General features: G+C 28.5%; 20 protein-coding genes. 1 reads left to right on the top strand and 19 read right to left on the bottom strand.

Going from position 1 to position 18492, the window contains the following annotated elements; genetic code table 11:
- Window positions 1-3 precede the first annotated feature (3 nt).
- The 19 genes from pyrR to ychF all read right to left on the bottom strand — a co-directional run bounded on the left by pyrR (window position 4) and on the right by ychF (window position 17514).
- Window positions 4-543: a bifunctional pyr operon transcriptional regulator/uracil phosphoribosyltransferase PyrR gene (gene pyrR / locus BEN51_RS04000; RefSeq protein ID WP_119864801.1), complete on the bottom strand. Its 540-nt coding sequence runs from the start codon at window positions 541-543 to the stop codon at window positions 4-6.
- A 15-nt stretch (window positions 544-558) separates the two neighbouring features.
- On the bottom strand, window positions 559-1473 hold the full coding sequence (locus tag BEN51_RS03995) for an RluA family pseudouridine synthase (protein ID WP_119864800.1): 915 nt from the start codon (window positions 1471-1473) through the stop codon (window positions 559-561).
- A 97-nt stretch (window positions 1474-1570) separates the two neighbouring features.
- Window positions 1571-2164, bottom strand: a complete 594-nt coding sequence (locus BEN51_RS03990; RefSeq protein WP_119864799.1) for a DivIVA domain-containing protein — start codon at window positions 2162-2164, stop codon at window positions 1571-1573.
- Between the two features lie 10 nt (window positions 2165-2174).
- Complete coding sequence (locus tag BEN51_RS03985; protein WP_119864798.1) at window positions 2175-2945, bottom strand: YlmH/Sll1252 family protein; 771 nt, start codon at window positions 2943-2945, stop codon at window positions 2175-2177.
- Between the two features lie 45 nt (window positions 2946-2990).
- Window positions 2991-3443, bottom strand: a complete 453-nt coding sequence (locus BEN51_RS03980) for a cell division protein SepF (protein WP_119864797.1) — start codon at window positions 3441-3443, stop codon at window positions 2991-2993.
- A complete protein-coding gene (locus BEN51_RS03975; protein ID WP_119864796.1) occupies window positions 3436-4110 on the bottom strand; it encodes a YggS family pyridoxal phosphate-dependent enzyme in 675 nt (224 codons plus the stop codon). Before BEN51_RS03975 ends, BEN51_RS03980 begins: the two co-directional genes overlap by 8 nt.
- Window positions 4111-4197: 87 nt before the next feature.
- On the bottom strand, window positions 4198-4947 hold the full coding sequence (locus BEN51_RS03970) for a DUF881 domain-containing protein (protein WP_119864795.1): 750 nt from the start codon (window positions 4945-4947) through the stop codon (window positions 4198-4200).
- Complete coding sequence (locus BEN51_RS03965; protein WP_119864794.1) at window positions 4948-5298, bottom strand: small basic family protein; 351 nt, start codon at window positions 5296-5298, stop codon at window positions 4948-4950.
- A 13-nt stretch (window positions 5299-5311) separates the two neighbouring features.
- Entirely contained in the window at window positions 5312-6028 is a 717-nt protein-coding gene (locus BEN51_RS03960) for a DUF881 domain-containing protein (protein WP_119864793.1), read from the bottom strand.
- A 17-nt stretch (window positions 6029-6045) separates the two neighbouring features.
- Entirely contained in the window at window positions 6046-6804 is a 759-nt protein-coding gene (locus BEN51_RS03955) for a cell division protein FtsQ/DivIB (protein WP_119864792.1), read from the bottom strand.
- Window positions 6805-6963: 159 nt separating this feature from the next.
- Entirely contained in the window at window positions 6964-8073 is a 1110-nt protein-coding gene (gene spoVE, locus BEN51_RS03950) for a stage V sporulation protein E (RefSeq protein ID WP_119864791.1), read from the bottom strand.
- Between the two features lie 21 nt (window positions 8074-8094).
- Entirely contained in the window at window positions 8095-9069 is a 975-nt protein-coding gene (gene mraY, locus BEN51_RS03945; protein ID WP_119864790.1) for a phospho-N-acetylmuramoyl-pentapeptide-transferase, read from the bottom strand.
- Between the two features lie 39 nt (window positions 9070-9108).
- Window positions 9109-10470 (bottom strand): UDP-N-acetylmuramoyl-tripeptide--D-alanyl-D-alanine ligase, encoded by a 1362-nt coding sequence (locus BEN51_RS03940; protein ID WP_119864789.1) that lies wholly within the window; start codon window positions 10468-10470, stop codon window positions 9109-9111.
- A 14-nt stretch (window positions 10471-10484) separates the two neighbouring features.
- Window positions 10485-11936 carry a UDP-N-acetylmuramoyl-L-alanyl-D-glutamate--2,6-diaminopimelate ligase gene (locus BEN51_RS03935; RefSeq protein ID WP_119864788.1) on the bottom strand — a complete coding sequence of 484 codons (1452 nt, stop codon included), beginning with the start codon at window positions 11934-11936 and terminating at the stop codon, window positions 10485-10487.
- Window positions 11937-12032: 96 nt separating this feature from the next.
- Window positions 12033-14228, bottom strand: a complete 2196-nt coding sequence (locus tag BEN51_RS03930; RefSeq protein ID WP_119864787.1) for a stage V sporulation protein D — start codon at window positions 14226-14228, stop codon at window positions 12033-12035.
- Between the two features lie 80 nt (window positions 14229-14308).
- The gene (locus tag BEN51_RS03925; RefSeq protein ID WP_119864786.1) at window positions 14309-14746 is read right to left on the bottom strand and encodes a cell division protein FtsL; all 438 of its coding nucleotides are present in this window, start codon (window positions 14744-14746) and stop codon (window positions 14309-14311) included.
- Window positions 14747-14780: 34 nt separating this feature from the next.
- Window positions 14781-15713 carry a 16S rRNA (cytosine(1402)-N(4))-methyltransferase RsmH gene (rsmH, locus tag BEN51_RS03920; protein ID WP_119864785.1) on the bottom strand — a complete coding sequence of 311 codons (933 nt, stop codon included), beginning with the start codon at window positions 15711-15713 and terminating at the stop codon, window positions 14781-14783.
- 11 nt (window positions 15714-15724) lie between these two features.
- Window positions 15725-16153, bottom strand: coding sequence for a division/cell wall cluster transcriptional repressor MraZ (mraZ, locus tag BEN51_RS03915; protein WP_119864784.1), 429 nt, complete (start codon window positions 16151-16153; stop codon window positions 15725-15727).
- A gap of 263 nt (window positions 16154-16416) precedes the next feature.
- Window positions 16417-17514, bottom strand: a complete 1098-nt coding sequence (gene ychF / locus BEN51_RS03910; protein ID WP_119864783.1) for a redox-regulated ATPase YchF — start codon at window positions 17512-17514, stop codon at window positions 16417-16419.
- A gap of 174 nt (window positions 17515-17688) precedes the next feature.
- On the opposite strand from ychF, the gene pdaA reads away from it, so the two are divergent.
- The gene (pdaA, locus tag BEN51_RS03905) at window positions 17689-18471 is read left to right on the top strand and encodes a delta-lactam-biosynthetic de-N-acetylase (protein ID WP_119864782.1); all 783 of its coding nucleotides are present in this window, start codon (window positions 17689-17691) and stop codon (window positions 18469-18471) included.
- The last annotated feature ends 21 nt before the right edge of the window (window positions 18472-18492 follow it).

Raw genomic sequence — 18492 nt, 5'->3', positions numbered from 1 at the left:
CCTCTATTTTCCTTCGTAAATTTTAACAGCTTCCACCTTGTCTATTTCTTCAATTTCAACTGCTACAATTTCACTTTTGGATGTTGGAATATTCTTTCCTACATAGTCTGCCCTTATTGGAAGTTCTTTATGTCCTCTATCTATAAGAACAGCTAATTGAATTTGTTGTGGTCTTCCTACATCCATAATCGCATCAATTGCAGCTCTTACTGTTCTTCCTGTATAAAGAACATCATCAACTAATACAACCTTTTTACCCACAACATCTACACCCAAATTTTCATTATTTAACATAGGTTCTCCTATTATTTCAGTTATATCATCTCTGTACAAAGTAATATCAACAGCTCCTACAGGTACCTTTACTCCTTCAAAGTTCTCAATATTATTTGCAATTCTTTGTGCTAATGGATAACCCCTTCTTTTTATTCCTATTAATACTAAATTGTCAGTCCCTTTATTTTTTTCAATAATTTCATGAGATATTCTTATTAATGTTCTTTTTATAGCCTTGTCATCTAATAAATTTGCTTTTAATTTCATAAATCACACCCCTATTTATTTTCTTAAATTCTCTAATAATTTTTTAAAATAATCTGGCAAATCAGAAGTAAATTCCATATATTCTTTACTAATTGGATGAATAAAGCCTAAAGTTTTAGCATGAAGAACTTGCCCCTGTAATTTATATTTTTGTTTTTTACTTCCATACACAGTATCCCCAACTAAAGGATGATTTATTGAAGCCATATGAACTCTAATTTGATGGGTTCTACCTGTCTCTAACATACACTTTATTAACGATAGATTATTATTGTATTGTTCCAAAACAACATAATGAGTAACGGCTCGTTTTCCATCTTCTATAACGCCCATCTTTAACCTATCCTTTTTATTTCTACCAACAGGTTTATCAATTGTTCCTTCATTATTACTAAACTTTCCTTCAACTAGTGCATAATATTCCCTCTTAATTGAATGTTCCTTGAATTGCTGTGCTAAATTTTTATGGGCTTCATCATTTTTAGCTACAACTAAAATTCCTGAAGTATTTTTATCAATTCTATGTACAATACCCGGTCTTATTTCACCATTAATTTTTGATAAATCTTTACAATGATAAAGAAGCCCATTCACTAAAGTTCCATTATAATTACCAGGTGCAGGATGAACCACCATCCCTTGAGGCTTATTTACAACAATTATATCCTTATCTTCATAGATTATATCTAAATCAATTTTTTCTGGCTTAACTTCATAATCTATAGTATCTTCTATTATACCTGTTATTTCATCATTAAATTTTAATTTATAATTGCTTTTTATTTCTTTTCCATTTACAAATATAGAGTTTGAATCTATTAATCCTTGAATAAATGATCTTGATTTTCCTTCCATAATAGAAGCCAAGAATTTATCAATTCTAGTCCCGGCATCTCTTTCATTTTCTATTTTTATAGTAAATTCTTCCATAATATAACTCCATTATTTATTACTCAACATAATATAATATAATAAGATAATTACATCAATAATGCAATAAAAAATCCCTAATAAGGGATTTTTTATACTAGTTTTTAACGAAAAAGCTTTTTATATCATTCATATCTTCAGTATAAATTTCTTCTGCTTCTTCTATATTTTTATTTGTTAACTCTATTTCATTACTATAGTTTTCTTCCTCTAGTGGTTCTAAAACGTTATAATTTTTTATTAAATCTTTTTCTAATTCATCAAAAGTTTCTGTTTGTGCATTCATAAAATTTCTAAACTTTGCTCTAAATTTAATAAATTCTTGTTTTACTTTTTCATATTCATCATTAATTTGCACCACATCATTATGAGCTTTATCTAAAATTTTCTTGGCAGTTTCATTTGCATTTTTAATTATTAAGTCTGACTCTTTTTGAGCATTTTCTCTCGCTTGTTCCGCAGCGTTTTGTGCTAGTAATAAAGTATTTTGAATTGTATTTTCTATTTTTATATAATGTTCTAATTTTTCATTTACCCTAGCTAAATTTTCTTTTAATCTTGAATTCTCTTTATAAAGACTTTCATAATTTTCTATTATTTCATTAATAAATTCATCAACTTCTTCAATATCATAACCTCTAAAGCCTTTTTTAAACTCTTTATTACTTATATCCATAGGAGTAAGCTTCATAATATCACCTCTATTTATATTTTTTTATAATAACCTTTACTTTAGCACTTCTAGTAGTTCCTACTAAATCTCCTATTGCAAATTTTCCTATTCCTCTTATAGTAATTCTATCATTTTTTTTAATTTCCTGACTTTTATCTTTTGCTCTTGCATAATTTATCAATACTTTACCATTATCAATAATTTGAGAAGCTTTAGCCCTCGATATATTAGCTAATTTTGAAACAATATTATCTAATCTCATAGAAGCTAAATTTATTATAGTTTCTTCAAATCTTATTTCTGGCAAAATATTAAAATCTTTTATTTCTTTTATCTCTACTGGTGATCTTCCAATAATAGATAGATTATTAATTATGTATTCGCTTATTTCCTCTAAAACAGGAAAATAAGCAGCATTTTCAAGATTTACAACATCCCCCAATTTACTTCTCTCTATTCCTAAAGAAAGTACTGCTCCTAAGTAATCCTTATGTTCTAATTTTGAAAAATTAGATTTATTCCTAATTTCTAAAACTTTAATAGGATATGAGGAATCATAAAAATTGTTAAAAAATATTATTCTTCTTTCTGCCTCTTCAAAAACACCAGAAGTTTCTACCATAACTTCTGACTTCTTAGAATTTTCTAAAAAGAAATACCAAATACTCGGCGGTATAAACTCATTTACATAAACAGGTATTCCTTTTTCGTATGCTAGTTTATATTTTTCATAAACTTTAATAGCTAAATTAATATCTTCTTCACTAAAGGTGTTTAATAATAATTCTTTTTTAATCATCTTCTGTACTTCCTCATATTTAATCGAGCCATAATAATTTATTATCTACTTATTCCAATTAAATAGAGCTTTTGAACTAAGTTCATTTTTTAATTCATTAGTCACTTCTACATTAGAAGGTGACAATAAATACACCCTTTGCTCTATTTCTTGTAATGTTGCTCCTAATACATAACATGAACCGCTGATAAAGTCAACCAAACGTTGTGCAATTTTTGTTTCTAAAGTTGTAGCATTTACTAAAACTATCTTTCTAGCTTTAATTGCATCTGCTATTTCCCTAGCATCATCATAATTATTAGGCTTAGTAATCATAACTTTAGTTGTAGCTGTAGTGTGAATATTTACAACTTTATTCCCTTTTTGCTTTGATATTATAGGTTCAATCTCTTCTTCATATTCTTCTTCTAAAACTGTATCATCAAATTCATTGAAGTCTTCTTCATAATCATCTCCCATACCTATCATTTCTCTAAATTTTCCAAAAACATTAGCCATTGTTATTACCTCCTAATACTCTTTTTCCAAATATTCCTTGACCAATTCTAATTAAATTGGCTCCTTCTTCTATTGCAATTTTATAATCATTTGACATTCCCATAGATAAAATCTCCATAGAAATATTTTTAAATTTTCTTTCCTTTAAATTATCGTATATCTTTTTAACCTCTTTAAAGTAGTATCTATTTTCCTCATCTGAACCCTTTGGTATTATAGTCATAATACCTTTTACCTTACAATGTTTGCTTCTTTCAATAGCATCAATTAATTCATCTAACTCTTCTATAAAAATGCCATTTTTACTATCTTCTCGTCCAATATTAATTTGTATTAATGTATTGGCTGTCAAATTCTTTTTAGAATATTCTTTTTCTATCGTATCAAGTAATTTTATGCTTGATAAAGAATGTATCAAACATACTTTTCCTACTATATACTTCACTTTATTTGTCTGAAGTTTCCCAATTAAATGCCAGTTAATATCTTTTGGAAGGGAAATTTCTTTTTCAAGCAGTTCTTGAACCTTATTTTCTCCAAAATCTCTTTGCCCTGCTTTATAAGCTTCCATTATATCTTCTATAGGTTTAGTTTTCGATACAGCAACTAATTTTACATTACTTGGAATTGAATTTTTAATTTTAATTATTTCTTCTTTTATGCTCAATATAATTCCTCCTAAAGAAGTATAAAATTATATTACACTTACTAAAATTATTCTTCAAAAAAAGCGAAAATCCTTCAAAAAATTCGTTTATTTTTTATTTTCAGAAATTTCACCATAGATTTCCATATATTTCGCTATTGTATTTTGTAAAGTAGCAGGAATAACTATTTCATCTCTTTTCTCAATCTCTACTTTAATTTCTCTTAACATTAACTTTTGTATATAGCTATCTTCTGCTGATAATGATGCCATTATTTCATCAGGATTTCCTATAATATAAATATAAAAAGGCGGATGTTCTTTAGAATCATCTTCAAAACCAATAAAAGCCCATGAACATTTAACACCAGTATTTGTCAGAATTCTACGATTATTAATTGCAATTGCTTCAGCACTAGTATTTCTAATTTCATTTAATACTAACGCCATATCTTGTTCATGAAATATTTTTCTCCATATATCTGCCTGAGAATCTAATATTTTATTAAAATCACCATCTTGAATAGTTAAAACAACTCCTGGTCCAGTTACTGCATTTATCCCTGATAGCCGACCATAATCAGCTAATTGTTTTTTCATATCTTCAATAAGCTTTTGTGTTTTTTCTGGACTGTTCCCTTCATATTTACTAATTTTAAAACGATAATCTATATTTTCTTCCTTTATACTTTCAATCTCCCTATATAATTTATTTCTTTCTTCTATTGCGTTTTGATATTCTTTTGAACTTAAAAAACTACTTGTAATTTTAGCATTTTTTCCAATGTTATTAGTTATAAAAAAACCAGTTATAATTCCTCCAATAAGAATAAAGAATTTTCCTTTAGTAAACTTCATTTAATCACCTCGATTACGAGATTTTATCCTTTCAATTAATAACCTTCTAACAACTGCAAAATTGTCAAAAATTCTGCCTCCAAAAACTATTACTGCAGCAATATATATTGGTATTCCTAATTTATCTCCTAAATATGCTAAAACTGCTGCCAGTGCTGCATTTCCAAAAAAACCTGAAATAAATATATCTGCTTTAAAATTATTAGATAAAGTTGCTCTAACAGCGCCAAACACCGAATCAAGACACGCCAAAATTGCAACTGACAAATAGGGTGATAGACTTTGTGGTATATTTATATTTAATAATAATCCAAGAAGCACTCCTATTAATAGTCCGATTATTGCTATCATAATCTCTCTCCTCCTATTCAACTGGACTTATAAATTCACTTCTAATTGTCTGAGTTGTTTTCTTTATTATAATTTCATCACTTTCCTTAACTTCACTATAATAATTTTGGAGTGCTCCATAATCAAGTACTCCTACAAAATTTGCTGCATAACTTAAAGACTCTTTCTCTCCAATTGCTTTAATAACAATCTTATCTTTAGGATTTATTTTCTCATTTCCTATCCAAATCCATCCTCCTGAATCCTTAATTCCTGTCTGCGGAGTTAATCTATAATCATTAACTGAAATAGCTTCAGCTCTTACATATCTTAATGAATTTACTATATGCACAATTTCACTTTCACTTATATTTCTTGTTGTATCAGTACTATTTCCCCCAAAAATATTAGTTTTAGGTGTTATTGTTATTGTTATACCTGGCCCTTTTACATCTATTAAACCTAATTGCATCCTTGTATTATCAAGCTGTTTCTTTATTTCAGCTTCCATAGCACCTTCAGCTGCAGCTGTTTCTTCTAATTTTTTTAATTCTGCTAATAATTCACTATTAACCTTAAGTAATTCTTCCTTTTCTTTATTTAATGCATCAATTTCTGCCATAATATCTAAGTTTTGATTACCTACTGTATCTTTATTTTTTTCATTTAGCATTTTAAATTGATGTGCTAATAAAAAACCTAGTATTGCACAAACTATTGCGACAAATATCTGTGATGTGACCTTTTTCACAAAGCTATCTCCTTTCTTCAACCTTCTACTTTCATTACAGGACTTCCATCAAAACTTAAATCTATATAACCCTTTGTATAGCCTTTAGAAATAATTTCTTGTTCTAATATGTTTAAGGCAAAATTCATTTTTTCCTGTAAATCATTTTTATTACCTAATATTATTTTTACATCTCCTATATAGCAAATAATATTATCTACATTTTCTAAATTTAACTTAGATATTTGATAATATTCTTGTATAGCTTCTTCCATTCTATAAAACTCATCCAATATTTGGGATATATTTTTATCATCCAAAATTTTATCTCCAATAGATTTATCATATAAATCTATTCCTTCAATATTAATTAAATTTTTATCCCCAATTGTTGTTACTTCTTCTACTATTGTACCTTCATTGTTAATTGTAAATATTGTGTTTTCCCTAATACTATAAAAACCTATCTTATTTTCTTCAATTTCAATACTAAGGGAATTTATGCTGCTTTTTGCTATTTTTACATTTTTTATGTACGGATTTTCTTTAAGAGTGTTTTCCATATCCCTATAATCTATAGTAAAAATATTTTGACCTATTTCATATTTTAACATTTCTTGAATAGATTCATTTGTTAAGGTAACGAGCCCCTTAACATTAATAGTTTTCAAATTAAATATTGGTGCTTTGTACACAAATATAATTATTCCAACAATAATAACAAATAAACCTAAAGTTAACTTTTTAATTGTTTTTTTTCTCTTTCTTTTTTGAATAAAACTACTACTGTTACTCATAATTCTCCTACTTTTACATAATGTTATAATCTAATATAATAATATCACTTTATGGATATTTTTTCATTATTTTTTTATTATTTTTAAAATCTTAATAATAAAATAATTTCTATAAAAAAAACTAATTTCTATTTTAATAGAAATCAGTTTTTTAATTTATTATTTATTACATTGTCTTGATATATTTAAAAGTATTCCCATTGCTATCATATTTATAACTAATGATGTACCACCATAACTTATAAAAGGCATAGGTACACCTGTTACAGGCATGGAACCTGTAACTACAGCGATATTTATTATAGCCTGAACTGCTATAATAGACGTTATTCCAATAGCTAATAAAGTTCCATAATTATCCTTTGCAGTTATAGCAACCTTTATTCCTTTCCATACAAATAAAATAAAAAGTAATATTATTACAAGACAACCAATTAATCCAAGTTCTTCTCCTATTATAGAAAATATAAAATCATTATGTGGCTCTGGCATATATAAAGTCTTTTGTCTTGACTGACCAAGACCAAGACCAGTAATTCCACCTGCACCTAAAGCATAAAATGATTGAATTAATTGATATCCGTCGCCGGCAGGATCTTTCCAAGGATTCAAAAAATTCAACATTCTAGCTCTTCTATAACTCTCTCCAAAGATAAAAAACAATACCGCCGTCAATAAAACAGGTGCAACTTTTCCAACTAAATCTTGAATTCTTCCTCCTGCAACAAACAACATAATATATGTTACAATCATTATTATTGCCGCAATACTAAGATTTTTTTCTGCTAATATTAATGCCGCAAAAAATCCGGAAACTCCTAAATATGGTACAATTCCAGTCCAAAATTTTTTTACTCCATCACCTTTTAAATCTAAACTCATTGCCAGAAATAATACTACAACATATTTTGTATACTCTGATGGCTGAAATGATAATGGACCTAACTGTATCCATCTTTTAGCCCCATTAACTGCTGGGAAAAAGAATACTGCAATTAATAAGGGGATAGCAATAATAAGTAAATGTGGAGTTATTTTTTTTAGCTTATGATAATCGTGGTTCATCATTAAGACCATGCTAATTAAACCGGTAACTGACCATATAATTTGTTTTTTTAAATATACCATGCTGTCACCCTCTTTAAACATGGCATAATATGAACTTGCGGAATATATCATAACAACTCCAATTGCTAATAATAATATGACAGAATAAAATATACCATAGTCAATTTCCCCTATTTTTATTCTTGTCTTTTCATTTCTCATAAAATTCCTCCAATTAATTAATTAAAGGGCAATGAATCCTATAAAACATAAAATAGTTGTTATTACACTAAAAATTGAAACTATTTTTACCTCGCTCCAACCTACTTGCTCAAAATGATGGTGAATTGGTGCCATTTTAAATAACCTTTTTCCTCTTAATTTATATGATGAAACTTGAAGTATTACAGATATAGTTTCAAATACATATATACCACCAACTATAAATAGTACTAAAGGCATCTCTAGAATTAATGCTATTGTACCTATTGCACCACCAATTGCAAGGGAACCAGTGTCCCCCATAAAAACATTTGCCGGATAAGCATTATATTTTAAAAATCCAAGTAGGCCACCTGCTAAAATTATTGAAAATACGCACAAGGATTCATGACCCATTACATAAGAAACTACTGCAAAAAATGTTAATACTAAAATACTTACACTTGCAGCTAAACCATCTAAACCGTCTGTTAAATTTACTGCATTTGTTGTTGCTGCATAATAAATTATTACAAATGGAATGTATAAAATTCCCAAAGGTATTTTTGTACCTATAAAAGGTATTCTTAAAGCAGTTCCTAAATAATTATAACCATAAATTGAAATAGCAACTGCAAAAGCTACTAAAAGAGCCATCTTTTGCCACGCTTTTAAACCTTCATTTTCTTTTTTAATTATTTTTAATATATCATCTAAGAAACCTATAAAACCAAAAGCAATTAATGAATATAGAGCAATCATTGCTTCATCTGTAATATCATATCTCATTATTATCATTGAAATTAACGTTGAAATTATAAATATTAATCCCCCAATAGTTGGTGTACCTGCTTTTCTTAGATGGCTTTGTGGTCCTTCCTTTCTGATATTTTGACCAAATTTTAATCTTTTTAAAGCAGGTATTGCTATTGGTCCTAATAATAATGAAATAATAAAACCTAAAAGCAACCCTATTGTTATATTTGATGCTAATATTTCTAAAATTTTATCCCCCATATTGTACCTCTGTCAAAAATGACAGATTCACCTCCTTCGTTATATAGAAAGCTCTTCTAATGAATTTACTATGCTTTCAAATTTATTACCTCTTGATGCTTTTACTAAAATCACATCATCTTCTTTGATAATGTCCTTAATAACATTAATAAAATCTTCTTTAGTTTCAAAGGTTAAAATATTATTCCCTTTAAATTCTTCTTTTAAATAATTTTTATATTCTCCGATAGCAATTAATAAATCCACCTTATCAGAAGCGTAATTTCCTATATCCTTATGTGCCTCGACTGCTTTTTCACCTAATTCATTCATCGTTCCTAGGATGGCAACTTTTCTTTTATTTAAATAAGTATTTAATACATCTAATGATGATTTCATAGAAGCAGGACTAGCATTATAACAGTCATTAATTATTGTTATTTTTTCTTGCTTTATTATTTGCAATCTCATTGAAGTTGCTTCTAAATTTCTTATTCCTTTTTCCATTTCTTCCATTGATAGATCTAATTTTTTAGCAACCGCTATTGCAAGTAATGAATTTAATACATTATGCTTTCCAGGCATCGGTATTGTAAAAGTACTTTTTTCATACTTATCCTGAACAGTAAAAGTTGTTTTTTCTTCTTCTAATATAATATTAAAAGCGCAAACATCATATTCATGATTATAACCAATTTTTACAACTTCAAAACACTTATCTTTTATTTTTTTCAAATAATCGTCTTCAGCATTAATAATTAATGTATTACTTTCATCAAAATAATTTGTAATTTCCATTTTAGCTTTTAAAATATTATCTTGGCTTTTTAAATTTTCAATATGAGATAAGCCTATATTAGTTATAACAGCTATATCTGGATCTGCGGTATTAGCTAAAACATCAATTTCGCCTAAATCACTCATTCCCATCTCAAGAACTGCTACATCATAACTACTGTCCAATTCTAATATCATTAAAGGTAATCCAATATTATTATTAAAATTCCCCTTTGTTTTAAAAACCTTATACTTTTCACTTAAAAAGGCAGCAATTAAATCCTTAGTTGAAGTTTTACCACAGGATCCTGTAACTCCTACTACCTTTAAGTTTAACTTCTTTCTATAATATTTTGCTAAATCTAATAAGGCTTTAGATGTATCATACACCTTTATAACTGTCACATCATCTTTTATTTCATTAAAATCAAAAAATATATTATCAATTACAGCAATTGAAGCTCCTTTATTAAAAGCTTCAATCACAAATTTATTTCCATCAAAGTTTTCACCTTTAATAGCCCAAAAAATATTATCTTTTTCGATTTTTCTTGTATCAATACAAACTTTATTAAATGCATTATTGTTATTTATAATAAGTTCTCCATTAACAGCATTTACAATTTCATTAAGAGTTAAATCCATTATTTCACCTCTAATTATTTCTTTTTATCCTTTAGAATTTCATCTACAATTTCTCTTTCATCAAAATGAATTTTACCATCTTTTAAAATTTGATATGTTTCATGACCTTTTCCTGCAAGAACAATTACATCTCCTTCTTCTGCCATATCTATTGCCATTTTTATTGCTTCTATTCTATTTTCTATTGCTATATAATTTGTTTTGCTGATTCCTGCAACTATTTCTCTAATAACAGCCATAGGCTCTTCTTTTCTAGGATTGTCTGATGTAATAATTACATAATCTGCAAGCTCTGTTCCCACTCTTCCCAGTTCTGCTCTTTTGACTTTATCTCTATCTCCTCCTGAACCATAAACAGCAATTAATCTATTTTTGGCAAAAGGTTTTAAGGTTTCTAGTATATTCTTTAATCCATCTGGAGTATGAGCAAAATCTATTACAATATCGAATGGTATATTATATTTATATCCAATTCTTTCACATCTACCTGGAACTACAGTGTTCAATAAACCTTGTTGTATTGAAGCATTATCAATATCCAATATATTGCATGCAGCTATAACTCCTAAGGCATTGTATACATTGTATTCTCCAGGTAATGTTGAGTTAAACTCATAACCATTAACTATAAAATGTATATCTCCTTCTTTTAATTGAATATTTTCCGCTTTATAATCACTTTCATTCTTTACTGAATATGTCTTTATTAATTTATTGCCTAACTTTTCAACATCCTTATATACTCTATAGCCATAGTCATCATCTATATTGATTACAGAAGCCTTGCTTCTAGCAAATAATTTAAATTTTGCATTATAATAATTATCAAAGGTTTTATGGAAATCTAAATGATCACGAGTTAGATTTGTAAATATTCCAACTTCATACTCACATCCGTAAACTCTATCTAAATCAAGAGAATGGGAAGAAGTCTCCATTACACAATATTCACAACCTTCCTCAACCATTTCCCTAAATAATTTTTGTAACTCTAAAGATTCAGGAGTAGTATGATCTGATTCTAACTTTTTATCTCCTATATAATTAGCAATAGTTCCAATTAAACCAACCTTTTTTCCAGCCTTTTCTAATATGGATTTTAAAAGATAAACTGTCGTTGTTTTTCCATTTGTTCCTGTAACACCTATTAACTTCAGTTTTTTGGTTGGGTGATCATAATAATTTGCAGATATTATAGCTAAAGCTTTTCTCCCCTCTTTAACTAATAAAATTGTAACATCTTGATTATCTATATCAATTTCCTTTTCACAAAGAATAACTTTTGCCCCTGATTCTACTGCATTTTTTGCATAATTATGCCCATCTACTTCAAAACCTGTTAAGCAAACAAATAAATCTCCCTCTTTAATCTTTCTACTATCATATTGAATATGATTTATTTCTTTGTCTAGGTTTCCTTGTAAAACTTTATAGTTTACTCCACTTAATAAATCTAATAGTTTCATATTATCATCTCCTTATAGTGTAATTGAAGTCCCTATTATTGATAAAAATTTAGCATGTGAGTTTCCCACATGCTAGTAGAAAGGGATATTCTAAAACTAATCTCCATACTCATCATTTAAAATAATTTTCACATTAGTTCCTTTTTTAATCATTTCTCCCTTTGGTATACTTTGCTTAACTACTGCACCGCTACCTTCATAACTATAAGTTAATCCTAAGTTATCTAATAACTTAATTGCAGCTTCTAAAGAGTATCCACTTAAATCAGGCATAATGATATTTTTATTATAAGACTCTAAATTACCTATGTCTATATTTATTGTTGAATTTTCTTTAACAATATATCCTGGATAAGGCTTTACTTCTGTAATTATATCCCCTTCTCCATTAATATTATACTTTAGATTTAATTCTTTTAATATTTTTATAGCCTCTGAAACTTCTAATCCCCTAATTTCAGGCACAACAACCTCTTTAACAATACTATCAACATTATCTTTCGATATTTCAGAATTCATATAATTAAATATATCTATAAATAATTCATGGGCTAGAGGTGCTGCAATTTGACCAGCATAATATATTCCTGTTCCTGGTTCATCAATAGAAATAAATATAGATATTTTAGGATTATCCACTGGAGCAAAGGCTGCAACTGATGATATATATTTACCAGTTTCATATCCTCCACCATTAAGATTAACCTTCTGAGCAGTGCCTGTTTTTCCTCCAATGTGATAGCCTTCTACATAAACCTTACTTACACCACCATATGCAACTGTTCTTTCTAAATAATCTCTAAGTATTGCAGTTTTTTCCTCACTAAGCACTTCTTTTACTGTTGGCTCAAATACTTCATCTATTACAACATTTCCATTTTCATCTATATGGCTTATTTCTTTCATTATATGAGGTTGAATTAGCTTTCCACCATTTGCAATACTATTAAAGGCTGCCATATATTGAACTGGATTTACTGTATTTGTTTGTCCAAAGGATATGGTTGCTAAATCAGCTTCTGTCATATCTGCCGTCTTTTTAACAATTCCTTTTGCTTCTCCTGGTAAATCTATTCCACTAACTTCTCCAAAACCTAGTTTTTTAATATATTCATTTAACTTCTCTTTTCCAATTTTCTTTCCTAATTCCATGAAACCAACATTACATGAATTTTGAAGAATTTCTGGCAGTATTTGAGTTCCATGCCCACCCCTTCTCCAGCACTTAATTGTATGAGGACCAACTCTTAAACTACCATTGCAAACAAATGTCTCTTCTTCTTTCACAAGTTCTTCTTCCAAAGCTGAAGCCATTGTTACGACCTTAAAAATAGATCCTGGCTCAAAGGTATCATTTACTAGACGATTTCTCCACATTTTTTGAACTTTTTCAGATTCAGTCGATCCAGAATAGTTTTCTGCACCTTCAAAAGGATTATTAGGGTCAAAATCAGGCTTATTTGCCATTGCTAGTATTTCGCCATTATTAGGGTTCATCACTAAAATAGAAACTTGTTTAGCTTGATTATCAATATATCCTTTTTCTGCAATTTTTTCTGCAAAGGCTTGTATATTCGCATCTATAGTTAAAACAACATCTTTTCCATCCACTGGAGTTGTAAATTTAGAAATGGTATAAGGTAATTCATCATTATACTTATCAAGTTCTGTGATTCTTAGTCCTGGTGTTCCTGATAAATATTCATTATATTGAAGCTCAATTCCTGTTAAACCTTGTCCATCTATATTAGTGCTTCCTAATACATGAGCTAAAAAATTTGCATTTGGATAATATCTCTTTGTGTCTGGAGAAACAATTACTCCTGGTATGTTTAAAGATCTTACCTTATCAGCAGCTTCTTTTTCTATCCTTCTTACTACTTTAGCTGCCCCTGCATCTGCACCACTTGGCAATTTTGTATTTAACTTATCTAATATTTTTTCCACAGACATATCTAATGCCTCTGCAATTTTAGGTGCAATTTCGTCTTTTGTTACATTTTCCTTTTTCAAATAAGCTCTAATAGAATTCAAATCAAAATCTACTCTGTAAACATCAGCTGATACAGCTAGTTCTACTCCATTTCTATCTAATATTTTTCCTCTTCTTGCATCAATTTTTACCTCACTGGTCCACTGCTCTTCAGCCTTAGCTGAGTATTCTTCTCTTTTAACTATCATAATATATGATAATCTAATAATTAAGAGCATAAAAATACACATTAATATGGTAAGCGCTAATGATATTCTCTTTTTCATTAGCGCTTTATCCCTAAAATTTCTTTTATTCACAACTATGCCTCCATGTAATTATTAAAACATGTAGAATACTAAGTATTCTTTATCTGGCAAGTGTACTATTTTATTATCTATTACTCTTGTATGTTTTCAAAAAAATTCTTTTTTATAGTTACTACTACTGTGTCATTTTTCCCTGGAGTTTTCATTCCTATTGCATTAGCATATTCTTTAATTTCTTCAATTGAAGAATTCTTTAGTAAATTTACCCTTAATGCTTCTCCTTCTGCTTTAGCAATTCTAATTTCATTTTTTACATCACTTAAGATTTTTTGTGTTTTATAAACTCTTCCATCCAAAGCAATATTAATTACCCCCAAAATTAATATTACAGTGGCCACATGTAATATATTCATTACAATTGATTTATTTTGACGAGCTTCTTTCCTTTGTATTTCTCTTCTTCTTTCTTCTAAATTTCGTTTTTGTCTTCTTTTTTCTATTGCATTATCTTTTCTCTTTGGTTTAATAGCAGTATTTCCTCTTATATAATCATATTCATTATTAACCATTTTATTACTCCCCCAGCCGTTTAACTTAACTTTTTTATATTCTCTCTACAATTCTTAGTTTTGCACTTCTACTTCTTGGATTTTCTTCTACCTCTATTTTTGATGGTTCAATTGCTTTTCTACTAATTATTTTTACTTTTGCCTTTCCTCCACATACACATATCGGAAATTCCTTTGGACATGTACAAGAAGTTGCTAATTCTTTAAACTTATTTTTCACTATTCTATCTTCTAAAGAATGAAAAGTTATTATTGCCATCCTTCCACCTTTATTTAATCTATTTATTCCATCTTCTATAGCTTTATTTAATATTGATAATTCACTATTTACTTCTATTCTAATTGCTTGAAAAGTTCTTTTTGCAGGATGTGGTCCTTCCCTTCTTGCTTTTGCAGGTATTGCAGCCTTTATTATCTCTACTAATTCAAGGGTTGTTTCTATCCTTTTATCTTCTCTTTTTTCTACTATAAATCTAGCAATCCTTTTTGCAAATTTTTCCTCACCATAATCCCTTATTATTCTATAAAGATCTTCTTCAGCATAATCATTTATTACTTCATATGCAGATAAAGTATTATTTCTATTCATTCTCATATCTAAAGGAGCATCCTTCATATAACTAAAGCCTCTTTCTGCTTCATCTAATTGATAAGAAGAAACTCCTAAATCCATTAGCATACCATCAATTTTGTCTATTTTTAATTCATTTAAAATTGAAGCTATATTAAAGAAATTATTATGTACAAACTTTACATTTTTATAATTTTGTAATCTCTTTTTTGCTGCCTTAAGGGCGTCTTCATCCTGATCTATTCCAATGAGCAGGCCTTTGTCCGATAAATGCTTTAGGATTTCATAGGAATGTCCTGCACCACCTAAGGTTCCATCTACATATATTCCATCTTTTTTAATATCTAATCCTTCTATACATTCATTTAACAGTACAGAAACATGTTTAAATTCCATAGCTTTTCTCCTTATATTCCTAAATCACTCATTTTCTCTGCAATAGAATCAAAATCAATATCTGATTCATTGTATTCTTCCCATTTTTCCTTACTCCAAATTTCTACTCTAGTTAATACCCCAATACTTACTATTTCCTTTTCTATATTTGCATATTCCTTTAAATTTTGTGGTATTAATCCTCTTCCTTGCTTATCTAATTCTATTTCACAAGCTCCAGAAAAGAAAAATCTAACAAAGGCTCTAGCATCTTTATTGGTAAGTGGTAATGATTTTAATTTTTCCTCAAGTGCTTTCCACTCTTCCATAGGGTAGGCATAAAGACATCCATCTAGTCCCTTTGTAATCACAAATTTACTACCTAGTCCTTCTCTTAACTTAGCAGGAACAATCATTCTGTTTTTCGAATCAAGACCATGTTGATATTCACCAATAAACATTTTTATCTACCCTTTTAATTTATTACTCCACTTTAATATTTTTTGCTCCACTTTCAACCACTTTTAACCACTTTATACTATTATTTTATATAACTTCTTCCATTTCTTCAAGTAATATTTAGATAAACAGTAATAAATATTTTAATTTTCTTAAATAATAAAAATAGATATATGTAAATTTAATGTAGTATTACATAAAATTACATATATCTATTTAAATAAAAAAGGGACTGCCTAAACAGTCCTTATAGATTTATTTTCAATTAAACATTAAATCTGAAATGAACTACGTCTCCATCCTTCATTACATAATCTTTACCCTCTAATCTGTAAAGCCCTTTTTCCTTTGCATTTGCTTCTGAACCACATTCTACTAAATCATCATAAGCAACTACTTCAGCTCTTATAAAGCCTCTTTCAATATCTGAATGTATTTTTCCAGCAGCTTGAGGTGCTTTAGTTCCTTCTTTAATTGTCCAAGCTCTAACTTCTTGAACACCTGCAGTGAGGAAACTTATAAGACCTAATAATTTGTAGCTTTTTCTAATTAAAACATCAAGACCTGATTCTTCTAGTCCATACTCTTTTAACATTTCTAGTTTTTCATCATCTTCAAGACCAGATAATTCTTCTTCTAATTTTGCACATACCACTACTATTTCTGAACCTTCTGCCCTTGCATAGTCTTTAACAGCTTTCACATAATCATTTTCTAAGTTTCCAGCCATCATATCTTCTTCTGATATATTACAAGCATAAAGAACAGGCTTTGAAGTTATCATAAATAATCCCTTAATTATTTCTTCTTCCTCTTCTGTAACTTCTAAAGTTCTTATTGGAAGATTTTTTTCTAAATGTTCTTTAACTCTTTCCATTAAAGCATATTCTGCTTTTGCAGTTTTATCTCCTGATCTTACAAGTTTTATAGTCCTTTCCATTCTTCTTTCTAAAACTTCAAGATCAGCAAAAATAAGTTCTAAATTTATTGTTTCAATATCTCTTATTGGATCTACTGAGCCTTCAACATGAACAACATTCCCATCATCAAAACATCTAACTACATGCACTATTGCATTAACTTCTCTTATATGTGATAAAAACTTATTTCCTAGACCTTCACCCTTTGAAGCTCCTTTTACTAATCCTGCTATATCATAAAATTCTACTGCAGTATACACTTTTCTTTTTGTATTATACATTTTTTCTAATACGTCTAGCCTCTTATCTGGAACGCTTACAACACCAACATTAGGCTCTATTGTACAAAATGGATAATTTGCAGATTCTGCTCCAGCTTTAGTTATTGCATTAAATAAAGTACTTTTACCTACATTTGGTAAACCAACAATTCCTAAATTCATCTATGTACATTCCTTTCTCAACTTAAATCATCCTTAAAATTATACTCTACTAAATTAATTATTTCAACCTATTAGAATATATGTTAACTAATTCTAAAATTTATACATAAATTTCTATGGCTAAAACTTATCTATCTGCAAAAAATAAGATTAAAAAATAAAGGTGGTGAAAATATGAAAAAATTTTTATTGTTTATATTGCTTTCTTTAGTATTTCTTTTAACATTATCTAATATTAGCCATGCATTTTCTTTAATCACTGATGATACTGAACTAAACTGGTATTTTGTAAATAGAGAAAGCGGTAAAACTCCTGAAGCTCCTAAGGAATCTATTGACTTTTTAAGGGAATATGATGCCTATTACGTTGGAGATACAGACTCAAAGGTTTTATACTTGACTTTTGATCAAGGATATGAAAATGGAAATACTAACAAAATCTTAGATATATTAAAAGAAGAAAAGGTTCCTGCTGCATTTTTTGTAGTTAAGCCTTATATTAAAACTGAAAAAAATATTGTAAAGCGCATGGTAGAAGAAGGTCATCTTGTGTGCAACCATTCATCACATCATCCTTCTATGGCAACAATTTTAGATAACGAAAAATTTAGTAAAGAATTCACAGAAGTTGAAGAAGAATTTAAAACCCTTACCGGCATAGATATGCCTAAATATTTTAGACCGCCAATGGGAAAATACTCAAAAAATTCCTTAAAAAAAACAAAAGCTTTAGGCTATAAAACTATATTTTGGAGTTTTGCTTATAAAGATTGGCTTGTAGATAATCAGCCAAAAGAAGATTATGCCATAAAAAAGATTTTAAATGGAGTTCATCCTGGTGCAATAATATTATTACACTCTGTTTCTGATACAAATACAAAAATTCTAAAGACAGTCATAACAGAACTAAGAAAAGAAGGATATGAATTCAAATCCCTAAAGGATTTGCCAGAATAAAAAATAGCCTTAAAGGCTATT

Source organism: Clostridium isatidis (assembly GCF_002285495.1).
GTDB classification, from domain to species: Bacteria; Bacillota; Clostridia; order Clostridiales; family Clostridiaceae; genus Clostridium; species Clostridium isatidis.
This window is presented reverse-complemented; position numbering and strand designations above follow the sequence as displayed.